15 protein-coding genes are annotated in these 12,034 nt (G+C 41.2%); all 15 read right to left on the minus strand.

The genetic code is table 11. The features are described 5' to 3' along the window. Nucleotides 1-121: 121 nt before the first annotated feature. On the minus strand, nucleotides 122-385 hold the full coding sequence (locus tag ACFQZ9_RS26990) for a EutN/CcmL family microcompartment protein (RefSeq protein WP_198311647.1): 264 nt from the start codon (nucleotides 383-385) through the stop codon (nucleotides 122-124). Continuing rightward, nucleotides 385-660 carry a BMC domain-containing protein gene (locus ACFQZ9_RS26995; protein WP_026576341.1) on the minus strand — a complete coding sequence of 92 codons (276 nt, stop codon included), beginning with the start codon at nucleotides 658-660 and terminating at the stop codon, nucleotides 385-387. The genes ACFQZ9_RS26990 and ACFQZ9_RS26995 overlap by 1 nt, the downstream gene beginning before the upstream one ends. Before the next feature lie 3 nt (nucleotides 661-663). Next, nucleotides 664-948 carry a EutN/CcmL family microcompartment protein gene (locus tag ACFQZ9_RS27000; RefSeq protein WP_198311648.1) on the minus strand — a complete coding sequence of 95 codons (285 nt, stop codon included), beginning with the start codon at nucleotides 946-948 and terminating at the stop codon, nucleotides 664-666. Between the two features lie 15 nt (nucleotides 949-963). Then, nucleotides 964-1,419, minus strand: a complete 456-nt coding sequence (gene rpiB / locus ACFQZ9_RS27005; RefSeq protein WP_498946470.1) for an RpiB/LacA/LacB family sugar-phosphate isomerase — start codon at nucleotides 1,417-1,419, stop codon at nucleotides 964-966. Continuing rightward, complete coding sequence (gene tpiA, locus ACFQZ9_RS27010; protein WP_498946471.1) at nucleotides 1,416-2,243, minus strand: triose-phosphate isomerase family protein; 828 nt, start codon at nucleotides 2,241-2,243, stop codon at nucleotides 1,416-1,418. Before tpiA ends, rpiB begins: the two co-directional genes overlap by 4 nt. Before the next feature lie 11 nt (nucleotides 2,244-2,254). Continuing rightward, a complete protein-coding gene (locus tag ACFQZ9_RS27015; RefSeq protein ID WP_026576337.1) occupies nucleotides 2,255-2,533 on the minus strand; it encodes a BMC domain-containing protein in 279 nt (92 codons plus the stop codon). 98 nt (nucleotides 2,534-2,631) lie between these two features. Then, nucleotides 2,632-4,050, minus strand: coding sequence for an aldehyde dehydrogenase family protein (locus ACFQZ9_RS27020; protein WP_498946472.1), 1,419 nt, complete (start codon nucleotides 4,048-4,050; stop codon nucleotides 2,632-2,634). Nucleotides 4,051-4,052: 2 nt separating this feature from the next. Further along, nucleotides 4,053-4,352, minus strand: coding sequence for a EutN/CcmL family microcompartment protein (locus tag ACFQZ9_RS27025; RefSeq protein WP_498946473.1), 300 nt, complete (start codon nucleotides 4,350-4,352; stop codon nucleotides 4,053-4,055). 14 nt (nucleotides 4,353-4,366) lie between these two features. Continuing rightward, the gene (locus tag ACFQZ9_RS27030) at nucleotides 4,367-5,080 is read right to left on the minus strand and encodes a hypothetical protein (RefSeq protein WP_498946474.1); all 714 of its coding nucleotides are present in this window, start codon (nucleotides 5,078-5,080) and stop codon (nucleotides 4,367-4,369) included. Then, nucleotides 5,058-5,735: a phosphate propanoyltransferase gene (gene pduL, locus ACFQZ9_RS27035; protein WP_498946476.1), complete on the minus strand. Its 678-nt coding sequence runs from the start codon at nucleotides 5,733-5,735 to the stop codon at nucleotides 5,058-5,060. Before pduL ends, ACFQZ9_RS27030 begins: the two co-directional genes overlap by 23 nt. Continuing rightward, nucleotides 5,732-6,691: a DNA-binding transcriptional repressor DeoR gene (gene deoR, locus ACFQZ9_RS27040; protein ID WP_198311655.1), complete on the minus strand. Its 960-nt coding sequence runs from the start codon at nucleotides 6,689-6,691 to the stop codon at nucleotides 5,732-5,734. Before deoR ends, pduL begins: the two co-directional genes overlap by 4 nt. Nucleotides 6,692-6,972: 281 nt before the next feature. After that, a complete protein-coding gene (locus tag ACFQZ9_RS27045) occupies nucleotides 6,973-8,328 on the minus strand; it encodes an aspartate aminotransferase family protein (protein ID WP_498946477.1) in 1,356 nt (451 codons plus the stop codon). 103 nt (nucleotides 8,329-8,431) lie between these two features. Further along, entirely contained in the window at nucleotides 8,432-9,892 is a 1,461-nt protein-coding gene (locus ACFQZ9_RS27050) for a CoA-acylating methylmalonate-semialdehyde dehydrogenase (protein WP_498946478.1), read from the minus strand. Between the two features lie 166 nt (nucleotides 9,893-10,058). Continuing rightward, a complete protein-coding gene (locus tag ACFQZ9_RS27055) occupies nucleotides 10,059-11,672 on the minus strand; it encodes a PucR family transcriptional regulator (RefSeq protein ID WP_498946479.1) in 1,614 nt (537 codons plus the stop codon). Nucleotides 11,673-11,730: 58 nt separating this feature from the next. Further along, nucleotides 11,731-11,946: a hypothetical protein gene (locus tag ACFQZ9_RS27060; RefSeq protein ID WP_498946480.1), complete on the minus strand. Its 216-nt coding sequence runs from the start codon at nucleotides 11,944-11,946 to the stop codon at nucleotides 11,731-11,733. Nucleotides 11,947-12,034 lie beyond the last annotated feature (88 nt).

Consider the following 12,034-nt stretch of genomic DNA (forward strand, 5'->3'; position numbering starts at 1 on the left):
TCACGTTTCCAGAAAGAGTCGGCTTGGCCTCATTTAATTCTTGTTTATTGGTTAGTTGTTGTAAAATTTGATTGGTAATTTGTTCAACTAATGCTTCAATTTGCAACGTGTTCACCCCACATTAATGTAATCGGTCAACGATTCCGGCAATCACGGCATCAAATGCACCCTTTGGGTCACCCAAAATCTCACGTGCCGAACCGCCTTCTTCAATAACAAGAACATAATCGCCAACCCCGGCATGAAAATGATCAATGGCAATCATTGCATCGCCGCACTCTTTTCCAGTTGCATCCACAGGGATGACAACCATAAGCTTCTTGTTTTGATGACTAGGCGTTTTAATCGTTGATACGACATTTCCAACGACTTTGGCCAGCTTCATTATTTAGCTGCTGGAAGGATTTTTTCAATATCAGAATGTGGCCGTGGGATCACGTGCACGGATAAAAACTCGCCTACGCGCTGCGCTGCTTCTGCACCCGCTTCGGTTGCTGCTTTAACCGCACCAACATCGCCGCGAACCATAACCGTAACCAAACCGCCGCCAACCTGAACTTTTCCTAATAAAGAAACATTTGCCGCTTTCATCATCGCGTCTGCAGCTTCAATTGCACCAACTAAACCTTTTGTTTCAATCATTCCTAAAGCGTTACTCATCTATTATTCCTCCATTCTCTTTTCCACATTGTAATACTCAATAATTCCCATAATACCTGCATCAGAAGGAACTAAATCTTTACCAAGCGGGATGGAAGACTCCTTACTTTTGGCTAGGTAAACAAGGTCTCCCTCACCGGACTGCCCAATCGTATCAATAGCCACAATTGGTTTTCCTTTATCCTCTAATTGGTCGTCAACTGGTTGAACTACCATCAGCTTTAAACCTCTTAAATTATCATTTTTATGTGTGCAGATCATTTTCCCAATCACTTTGGCTACAAACATATTAATACCCGCTTTCTAGCGATGTAAGAAACGACTCTCAATCTCCATAATTTTCGTTACACGGCGATCGTGGCGGCCGCCGGCAAAATCTGTTTTCAGCCATGCCTTCACTAATTGCTTAGCCAAGCCCTCACCGATAAATTGCCCTCCAATCGAGAGTACATTTGCATTATTATGCTCGCGGCTGTTAATCACAGAGGATAGGTCCCAGCAAACCCCAGCACGGATACCTGGAATTTTGTTTAACACCATGCCACTGCCAATCCCGACACCATCAATCATGATACCGACATAATCAGTGTTTGTGGCAACAGTTTCGCCGACTAAAAAGGCAATATCCGGATAATCAACTGATTCCTTTGCATGGCAGCCAAAATCAAGATATTCATAGCCTAATTCGGTTAAATATTTTTTTAAGGATTCCTTAAGTTCGTATCCACCATGATCACAGCCAATTGCAACTTTTTTCATTTGTTAGGTTCTCCTTTGGCAAATACATCAATGATTTCATCAAAAGATGCAGCATTCAAGCTGGCTCCGCCAACAAGTACGCCATCAATATTGGGCATCCTACTATAATCAGCCGCATTTTCTCCATTTACGGACCCGCCGTACAGAATCGAAATGCTTTCAGCACGTTTCCCAAGGACCCGCTCTAAAACGGAACGGATGTAGGCGTGTGTTTGCTCAGCCAGATCCGCTGTTGCGGATTGCCCTGACCCAATCGCCCAAACCGGTTCGTAGGCAATAATCAACTGACTTGTCTCTATATCCTTTAGAGCTCCGAATAGCTGTCTGGACAAAACCTGTTCCGTTTGGAGGAGATTTTTTTCCTCCAATGTTTCACCCACACAAAGAATGGGTATGAGACCAGCCTTTAAGGCTTTTTTTACTTTTCCGTTAATTGCTGCATCATCTTCTAGAAAGTACTGTCTTCTTTCAGAATGTCCGATGATGGCATATTCGCAGCCAACATCCTTTAGCATTTCTGTAGAAATCTCACCCGTATAAGCACCTTTTTCTTCCCAATGGACATTTTGTCCACCTAAACCAATCGGCTTCTTAAATTGCTCGATAAGGAGCTGTACGGGATATAACAGCGGTGCCGGTGGACAAACGACAATATTTACATCCTGCCTGCCATTTAAATTTTGAAAAAATTCACTTGCTTCCGCGATCGTTTTGTTCATTTTCCAATTGGCAATCACATAAGTTTGCCGATCGTTTTGAAACTGCAGATTTAAAATTGCATCTCTGACCAGATTTTTAATATAGTTTTCAATGGACGGTTCCATTTGGATTCACCTTATTCTGCTTTCGGTAAAATTCCGTCAACCTCGCTGTTTGGACGTGGAATCACGTGTACAGAAAGCAGCGTTCCAACACGCTGTGCAGCTTCAGCTCCAGCCTCAGTTGCCGCCTTCACAGCACCAACATCGCCGCGAACCATAACCGTAACAAGACCAGCACCGACAAATTCTCTGCCAACTAATGTAACGTTTGCGGCCTTCACCATCGCATCTGCTGCTTCAATGGCACCGATTAATCCTTTTGTTTCAATCATTCCTAATGCTTCTTGACTCATGTTTATTCCTCCTCTTTGGACCTTTGGTATTGTATTTTTCTTTTTATTTGTTTCTTTCTGACCTTCTTTTAGTAATTCTGGCAATCTACTTCACCACTTTATATAATTCTTAATCCATCTACTAAAACGCAGCGGCGCTGGCGAGTAAAGGTTCGAGCAGAGGTTAGCCCCTCACCGGTTGGTCCGGCAATAGTCAAGGTTGTAAAGCCTTCACTTTCAAAGCCTAACCCTGCTACAGATGGACCATTTTTCACAAAAATTGTGGCCTGGATTTCCTGCGCCATTTTTGTTAAATTCGTAATGTTTTGCGAATGCATGATGGCTGTGTGGCGATTTCCTTTTTCAGCAATTACCGCAAGTTCAATTGCTTGATCAACATCTGGTACTCGAACGATTGGCAGGATTGGCATCAGCATTTCTGTCATTACAAGCGGGTGGTCCTTTGTAGTTTCAGCAATTATTAATCTTACATTTGGGCTTGCCTGTATTCCTGCTGCTTGTAAGATGGCAGAGGCATCCTTTCCAATATAATCTCTGTTTGGATAGAACTTATCATTTTTCTTAATTAAAACTTTCTCCAATACTTTTTCTAGCTGAAAACCCTTTAATTCAACAGCACCATTCTTCACCATTTCTGCTTTGAGGGTATTGGCGGCCTTATCTACAACAAAGACTTCTTTTTCTGCGGTACATAAAATATTGTTATCAAAGCTTGCACCCTTCACAATATCGACAGCAGCCTTTGATAATACTGCAGTTTCATCAATGACAACAGGAGGATTTCCTGGACCGGCGGCAATGACTTTTTTCCCAACGGCCATCGCCGCTTTGACAACAGGGCCCCCGCCTGTCACCACTAGTGCATTCACAAGCGGGTGATTCATCACTTGTGCTGAAGTTTCTAGATTTGGGGTTGCTACAGACGTCAAGGTATTTTCCGGACCCCCTGCAGCTACGATCGCCTGATTTAGCAGCTGTAAGGTTTTAATCGAAACACGTTTTGCACTTGGGTGTGGGTTGTAGACCACTGTATTACCCGCTGCGATGAGCGAAATGGAATTATTGATCACCGTTGCAGCCGGATTGGTTGACGGTGTAATCGAGCCAAATACACCAATTGGTGCATATTCCACAACCGTCAGTCCATTATCTCCGGAAAAAGATGTACTGACCAAATCTTCAACCCCGGGTGTTTTATTTGTGGCCAGCAGGATTTTAGCAATTTTATCTTCCACGCGACCTAAGCCAGTTTCTTCAACCGCGAGTTTTGCTAAGTCTTCCGCATGTTCACGGCTGACGTCACGCATTTTTTCAATCATACTTCTTCTTGTAGCAATTGGGAGCTTCCTTAGCTTCTCCCATGCCACTTTTGCAGCAGCTGCCGCTTCGTCTACGGTTGTGAACACACCATGTCCGAGACTTACTTCATCTACGGGTTCTGGTGGAACTGTTTTCGTGTCTAACTGCTGTAGCACTTGCTCTACCATTTTTTTAATATCGGATTCGGTAATCTGCAAACCTATGAACCTCCTTTAAGGAAAGTTAACGCCCCTTCTATTTCAATTTGATCGACAATCCCAATAATTGCCGCATCAACAGGGACTCCATTGGTGATTTCTGTCTGCCTAGCAGAGCTGCCGCTGACAACTAACACGACCTCACCTTCTCCAGAACCGACTGTATCAATCGCAACAAGCGGTTTACCGTCTTCTTTCATCGTTTTCATATCCAGCGGTGTAACAATCAGAAGCTTTTTCCCGACTAATTTCTCTGCTTTTGTGGTGGATACAATCGATCCAACCACTTTTCCAACGATCACAAGCTTCACCCCCTTCAAGGATTAATTTTAATGTTGAATTCTTTTGCGAGGTCCTTGGCAACAGGTGTTACCTTGCTTTTAAAAGGTGTGGAAATTTCCTTTAACCCTTCTTGATATGCTTTTTCAATATGTTTACCTAGAATAAGAGGCTGCTTATCCTCATGATCCTTCAATTGCTGTTCAACCGTCTGGACTAACTTGCGTAATGGCACCCATTTCACTTGATCTGTCTGGATTTGACGAATATAGCCTTGTAAACGCTGCAGGACGGATGGTGGTGCAAGTATTTGTTGATAAACATTGGGTTCAACCTGATCACTGGCAATCACAATCGGCTTCCCGAGTAATTGGGTTTGAATCGCGAACCAGACGGCTGCTTCATCATCAATGGATAATGCAAGCTTTGTTAAAAGCTGATAGGACGCAGCCGGAATAACCAAAATAGATGTTTGGTTAATGATCTCCATCAATTCCTGTTGTGTTGCATCCTGCATAAGAATGTACTTAGTTTCGTTCAGTTCAGACGGCACCCAATCCTTTGTTAAAAGGACTTTAACATCATAGGACTGTTGGAATGTAGAAACCGCTTCCAAAACTTCTGTTTGATTGATAGTTTGATAACCTAATAGAATAGTAATCGGCTTCCTGCTATGATGTTGTGATAGTTGCTGTAGGTAATCTTCGACTACGTTCTGAACAATTTGTTTAACTGTGTCGCTCAAATCCATTCAATTGGCCACCACCTTTCCTCTCAATGGAAACAATTTCTCCCAATAGTCCATTTTTAAGGTTGGCAGCGTTTGCCTCATCTAGATCAAGGTGCATCTCAAGTCTGTACTTGTGAGAAACACGAATAAGAACATTGGAAAAAATAATTCCCCGCTCTCCCCATGTTTTCACTTGAACATAATCACCATCTGAAACGCCAAAGTTTTCAGCATCACTTGGATGCATATGAACATGACGTGCGGCACAAATAAGCCCTTCTTGAATTTGAATTTGCCCCCTCGGTCCTTGAATCGTAATCCCTTCCGAGCCTGTAAGATCACCTGATTGACGGATTGGGGGATTTACCCCAAGTGTATAGCCGTCGAATAAGGATATCTCCACTTGGGTCTTTCCCCTAGAAGGGCCAAGGACGCGGACATTTTTGATTTTTCCTTTAGGACCAATCAGTGTCACGGTTTCCTTAGCAGCAAATTGGTTCGGTTGCGATAACTCCTTAAGTTTTGTTAATTTGTAACCCCTGCCGAATAACCGGTCTACATGCTCTACTGACAAGTGGATGTGCCGATTTGAAGCTGCAATCGGCACAAATTTTGATTCTTTTAGTGATGCTTTTACAACTCCCTCGACAATCGCTCGAATTTTTTCTTTATTCATTCCGGGTCATCACTCTCCATTTCCAGTAATGACCTCGCTGTATATTGATCGGTAATCAGAATATTTGCATAGCCGCCGGTTAGCGCACCGTAGATACCGTCAATTTTCGATGCTCCCCCTGCCAGCAAAATCCCATATTCTTTCTCAGCTAAATCTGACAGTTGAATTCCTATGGTACGTTCATTTAAGGTTTCATTGCATATTTGCCCTTCCTGATTAATAAACCGCGAACAAATATCCCCAACTGTCTTGTTTTTCCTTAATATTTCAATATCCTTATCGAAAAAATAGCCTGCTTGCATTAGAGTCGATTGCACACCAGGTTCCCCTACTGTATAAATGGCAATATTGGCTTTTTTCCCAAGCTCTAGTGTTTTTTTCAGATGTCGGTCAGCCACAATCGCCTCTTTGACAACATTCGAATCCACAATGGCAGGTACTGGTAAAAAGTGAGGAGTTGTATTAAATGCGTTTGCCAATCCATTAACAATCTCTGCTGCATATGTATTGGACTCTGAATAACTTACCCCACCGTTCAACTGGACAATGGTAACGTCCTTTACATTCTTTGGCTGCATTTTTTTCACGAGTTGATATATTGTGGTTCCCCATGTAATCCCGATTGTATCACCGCTTTCCACAATCTTATAAAGATAATCGGCCGCGGCCACACCCAGTTTTTCTTTTATTAGTGGATCTTCAAAGCTTGCTACAGGGGTAACAACACAGTGTTTAAGCTGAAACTTTTCCTTCACTTGCCGTGCAATTTGCTCAACATCTTCGGTTGGATTAAAAATTTTAATTTGAACAATACCCTCTTGTTTTGCCTGGACAAGGAGCCTGGATACGGTTGGACGGGAAATACCTAGTCTCTTGGCAATTTCCTGCTGACCGTAATCTAGTTGGTAGTACATTTTAGCTGCTTCCACCAAGCGCAAAAGTTTTTCATCCGCCATCGTAAATTCTCCTAAGAATATGTTTTTGAAAAGAAAACGTTTTCATCAACCTTTAAATTTTTTAAAGGTTGAAATTATGTAAAAATTTTTTTGAACTTTTGTTAATTTTATTATAACTTACCATTTTTTACTGTCAATTGTCTCTCTCGAAAAATTCCGACATTTTTTTAAAATATATTAGACTAAATTCTTTCGATTCCCAAGAAACTGTCTATAAAATAAATTATAGACAGTAACACAAAAAATACCCGCAATCCTAGGATTGCGAGCGATTCTTTATTTTATACCAATTTATTTAATGCTTCCGTTAATGTTTTTACAATGAACTCTAAATCTTCCACTTCTATATTTAATGGTGGAGAAAGGGTTAAAACATTATTATATCCGGCAACTGTTGCCCCGTTTTTACCAATTAATAAACCTTTCTCCTTACAGCTTGCAATGACCTGGTTGACAAGAGCAACATCCAGTGGTTCCTTTGTCGCCTTATCCTTTACTAATTCAAGTCCGATTAAAAGGCCCTTACCGCGGACATCGCCAACATATGGATGGTTTTGCAGCAAGTTCTTTAAGTCATTCAATACCTTTGCCCCTAAATCACGGGAACGGTCAAATAATTTTTCACTTTCCATGATTTCAAGATTTTTCAATGCCAAGGCACAAGCTGCCGGGTTCCCGCCAAAGGTGTTGACATGGCGGAAATAATCATATTCTTCCGTACCTTTAAACGCTTCATAAATTTCCTTTCGAACAGCTGTTGCGGATAATGGAAGATAAGCACTGGTAATACCTTTTGCCATCGTAATGATATCAGGCTTCACACCGTAGTTCATAAATCCGAATGGTTTCCCGGTGCGGCCAAATCCGCAAATGACTTCATCCACAATTAAAAGGGCACCATGCTTCTCACAAATTTCCTTAGCCGCCTTCATGTACCCTTCCGGTGGTACAAGAATTCCTCCACCAGTGATAATTGGTTCCATAATCATTGCGGCAATCGTTTCGCTAAGCTCCCACGTCATAACACGGTCAATATCCTTAACAGATTGCAATTGATGCGGATCGGATACATTTGTATCATCACGATAAGAATCCGGAGGAGCGATATGAACAAAGCCAGCAGAAAGCGGCTCGTATTTGTATTTTCTTTGTGCCTGGCCAGTTGCTGCTAAAGCGGCACCTGAGTTCCCGTGGTACGCCCGGTATCGGGAAACAATTTTATAGCGATTGTGGTCGCCTTTTTGCTGATGGTATTGGCGTACAATTTTGAATGCAGTTTCATTTGCTTCAGAACCACTATTGGAGAAAAAGATGACATATTCATCCCCAAGCATTTCATTTAGCTTTTCTGCCAGTTTAATAGCTGGAACATGGCTTTGGGAAAGCGGGAAATAGGCCATTTCTTTTAATTGCTCATAGGCAGCTTCTGCGAGCTCCTGTCTTCCATAGCCAACATTGACGCACCATAGACCAGCCATAGCATCTAAATAACGTTTTCCGTCGTTGTCGGTAACCCATGAACCCTCAGCCTTCTGGGCCACGATCGTTGCTTTTGGATTATAAGGCTTCATCGCATGCCAAAGATAACGATCATCCTGTTCAAGTAATGTTTCCTGTGATCCACTTGTTTGAACCATTCTCTCCACACTCCATTTCATGCTCTTTTAATAGTATATTCTTCACTATTTATGATGCGCCGAGGGGGCTTTGGTAAAAGCCCCATCTCAGCAAGAAGGCTAATTAAAAACGTGAGGTAATCATTTTTTTACGAGTATAGAAGTTTAAGCCATCTTTTCCATTAACATGGAGATCACCGTAGAAGGAATCCTTCCAGCCGGAGAATGGGAAGAAGGCCATTGTTGCAGGGACACCTACGTTAATTCCGAGCATTCCCGCTTCTGCTTCTTCACGGAATTGACGGACTGCTTTTGCATCATTTGTATAAATGGTTGCTCCGTTACCAAACCTTGATTTACGGATATATTCCAAACCTTCATCTAAGTCTTTTGCACGCAGAAGACTTAAAACAGGACCGAAAATTTCTTCTTTCGCAATCGTCATATCCGGTGTTACATGGTCAAAGATAGTAGGACCTAAGAAATTTCCTTCCGGAAGATCATTCATTTCTCTGCGACCGTCCCGGATTAAATCAGCACCCTCTTGAAGCGCTTTTTCGATATATCCAAGAGCTCGTTCCCGTTGTTCTTTCCGAATAACAGGAGTCAATAACACCTCGTCATCCATCCCATTTCCAATGATTAATTCATCTGCTTCCTTTTTTAATGCCTCAATAAATGGAGCATTATCCCCAACAACGACCACGGCACTACATGCCATACAACGCTGGCCGGCACTTCCAAATGTAGAACTGATAATATTTTGAACAGCCTTATCTAAATCAGCATCCGGCATTACGATATGATGGTTTTTCGCACCGGACAATGCCTGGACTCTTTTGCCTTCCGCGGCTGCACGCTCATATACATATTTGGCAACCGGCTGAGATCCTACAAAGGAGATAGCAGCAACATCTTTATGATCAAGTAATCCATTTACAACATCGTGAGCACCGTGAACAACATTTAAAATTCCTTTTGGAGCCCCGGCTTCTGTAAATAGTTCAGCTAAACGGTTAGCCAAAAGCGGTGTGCGCTCAGATGGTTTTAAAACAAAGGCATTCCCGCAAGCAACAGCCATCGGGAACATCCAAAGGGCAACCATCATTGGGAAGTTAAATGGCGTAATTCCTCCCACAACTCCAAGCGGATAACGGAACATTTCCGAATCAATATTTTCCGCAATCCCCGATAGAGTTTCACCCATCATTAAGGTTGGAGCACCAGCTGCAAATTCAACACATTCAATCCCGCGCTGCACCTCTCCGTGGGCTTCCTTGTAAGCCTTACCATTTTCCCGAACAATTAATCTAGCAAGCTCTTCATGATTGTCAGTTAAGAGAGTGTGAAATTTAAATAGAATACGCGCTCTTTTTGGAACCGGAACGTTTTTCCACGCTTTAAAGGATGCCTTTGCAGCTGCGACAGCTTTTTCGACATCTTCCTTTGTTGAAACTGGAACCTTTGCAATTACTTCATTGGTTGCCGGATTCAGCACATCTAATGTTTGCTCGCTGTTGGAGCTAACCCACTCACCGTTAATATAGTTTTTTAAAACTAAAGTATCATTTTTTATTACGCTCATATTTTGGCCTCCTATTTTTACCCATAATTTTATGAATATTAAAAATCCCTATGTGTTAATTATCGCTCATAATTAAAAGGCTTTCATTAGACAAAGTGTAAAATGGCGAGCATTATTTTTTCAACATTATGAACACTCTTCTAGAATATTATTCGAATATTCAAGACTACCTTGCCTTAAATTCTTTTTTTTGCCCAGATGGTGCTAAATAATCATTAACAAGAATCATAAATTCAATAGCTACCCGTTTTTCATGCTCCATAAAGTCCGGACCCAACAGATTTTCGAGCTTTTGCAAACGATGATAAAGGGTCTGTCTCACGATAAAAAGCCTATTGGAAGTTTCTTGTTTCGACCCATTACATTCCAAATACGCCTTTAAGGTTTCAAGCAGCTTACCATTGTATTTTTGGTCATATTGTATAACAGGCTGTAAGTATTCCAAGACTAACTCCTGTAAATCTATATGTTTATTAATTTGCGAAATGAGTCGATAGAGATGTAAATCTTCATAAAAGGTGTAGAGTTCTTTTTTTGTCATTTCCTGATGAATTCTTACTGTTTCCCTTGCGGTAAAATAGCTTTTATGGAGTTTACAAAGAGATTCGACAAACTTGCCGGTTCCAATAAACATTTTGGCTGTGTTTTGCTTTTTCATAAACTCAGATTCATGGATAGACTCAATAGCCTTTTTAATTCGTTCCTTTAAATTCTTTTTCGTTCGATTGTTCAACAAAATAAATACCAAGGAATTGCGTTTCTCGACCGAAAATGCAGCAAAGCCATTTTGTTCAAACACAGAGCGGAATAATAGTTTTAAGTAGGTTACATCTTGACTGGATTTTTCCTTTACCGCAGAAACCTTTGCAATTAAAACAACTGCATCACTTGTTTTTGGCTTGAACCCTTGCTCAAGTAAATACTCGTTTATCCCTTCCTCTGAATGTTCTCCGTCTAACCACCCTTGAAGCCATTCAAATTCTTCAACCCGTTTTTTCTCCTCCACATACAAATCCCTTAATAAATGCTGTGCCAAGGCTGTTGCGGTGCGATCTAAAATCAGTAAATCAAATTCACTGATTGGAAGTTCAGGTGAGTACAGATATAACTCAGCATATTCCTGGCCAAACAAATAAATTGGTGCAAGGGCAAATTGACGATTGATCCCGGCTTTTGCACCTTCCAGTTCTTTAATTAAAGCCTTTTGATCATCTCCATTGATTTCAGGAACAAACTCGTATTCCTGATTTCTAAGGCGGAAAATAATTTGAACATCTAAGGACGAAAAAATAAATTGGAGGATATCCTCATGCGTTTCAATGGATAACAGCCTTTTATTCAGGCTTTGTGAATAGTTCTCTAAATCAGAAATCATTCGATATTGTTGATTGATCATCACGGAATGAATATCCTGTGTAATTTCAACGAAGGGAACTTCTTGTTGAAAAGCAATGATGGGAAAATGATGCTGGTTGGCAATTTCAATCACTTCAGTTGGTATTTCAGTTAAATAGGTTCCTAGTTCAATGCATAGGCCAGCCGCCTGATTTTCAATTAATTGTTCAACCATTGTAAAAAATAGATGGTCTTCCTTCCAGGCGACACCTGTTGATAAAATAAGCTCCTGACCGCTTAGTAAATTTCGGATATTTTTTACTTCAACGACATGAACCCATTTGACAATGTGATGCAGCCCCTCAGCACCAGCAACCACAATCGCATTTTCAAAGTGCTTGCGCCGTAAGATATCGGAGACCTTAAGCTGGAAATTTTCTTTCATGTATCTGGCCCCTTTATATGTATTAAAGGATTGGTGCGGGCACCAATCCTTTTTCAATTTATCCGCTTTGCCTCTGTTGAATAAGCAAACTAGAAAAATATTTTCTGGCATTTGCATTTCCAATCAGAAGTGTTTCTGTCTTTTTTTCTTCAGGATGTACAAAATCTACAGATGCACCATTTAAATGTTCATTGACCCGCTGAATACGAAAACCATTTTGAATAAGAAAATCGATTTTATCCCGTTCAGCTAGAAACTGCTGATGCTCCGACATGGTATCCCTCCGATTCAATTCTATACTTTCTACAAAACGGCCTCTGTTTCCTTCCAAAATATCGAATCTACAATCTCTTGATAAAACA

It is taken from the genome of Neobacillus sp. GCM10027624 (genome assembly GCF_042675345.1).
GTDB lineage: Bacteria > Bacillota > Bacilli > Bacillales > Cytobacillaceae > Neobacillus > Neobacillus cucumis_D.

Coding starts and splice junctions, on each gene's coding strand:
- ACFQZ9_RS27060 (WP_498946480.1), bottom strand. CDS start 11,946: ATGTCGGAGCATCAGCAGTTTCTAGCTGAACGGGATAAAATCGATTTT.
- rpiB (WP_498946470.1), bottom strand. CDS start 1,419: ATGAAAAAAGTTGCAATTGGCTGTGATCATGGTGGATACGAACTTAAG.
- ACFQZ9_RS27000 (WP_198311648.1), bottom strand. CDS start 948: ATGTTTGTAGCCAAAGTGATTGGGAAAATGATCTGCACACATAAAAAT.
- deoR (WP_198311655.1), bottom strand. CDS start 6,691: ATGGCGGATGAAAAACTTTTGCGCTTGGTGGAAGCAGCTAAAATGTAC.
- ACFQZ9_RS27055 (WP_498946479.1), bottom strand. CDS start 11,672: ATGAAAGAAAATTTCCAGCTTAAGGTCTCCGATATCTTACGGCGCAAG.
- ACFQZ9_RS27045 (WP_498946477.1), bottom strand. CDS start 8,328: ATGGTTCAAACAAGTGGATCACAGGAAACATTACTTGAACAGGATGAT.
- tpiA (WP_498946471.1), bottom strand. CDS start 2,243: ATGGAACCGTCCATTGAAAACTATATTAAAAATCTGGTCAGAGATGCA.
- ACFQZ9_RS27050 (WP_498946478.1), bottom strand. CDS start 9,892: ATGAGCGTAATAAAAAATGATACTTTAGTTTTAAAAAACTATATTAAC.
- ACFQZ9_RS27015 (WP_026576337.1), bottom strand. CDS start 2,533: ATGAGTCAAGAAGCATTAGGAATGATTGAAACAAAAGGATTAATCGGT.
- ACFQZ9_RS27030 (WP_498946474.1), bottom strand. CDS start 5,080: ATGGATTTGAGCGACACAGTTAAACAAATTGTTCAGAACGTAGTCGAA.
- ACFQZ9_RS26990 (WP_198311647.1), bottom strand. CDS start 385: ATGAAGCTGGCCAAAGTCGTTGGAAATGTCGTATCAACGATTAAAACG.
- pduL (WP_498946476.1), bottom strand. CDS start 5,735: ATGAATAAAGAAAAAATTCGAGCGATTGTCGAGGGAGTTGTAAAAGCA.
- ACFQZ9_RS26995 (WP_026576341.1), bottom strand. CDS start 660: ATGAGTAACGCTTTAGGAATGATTGAAACAAAAGGTTTAGTTGGTGCA.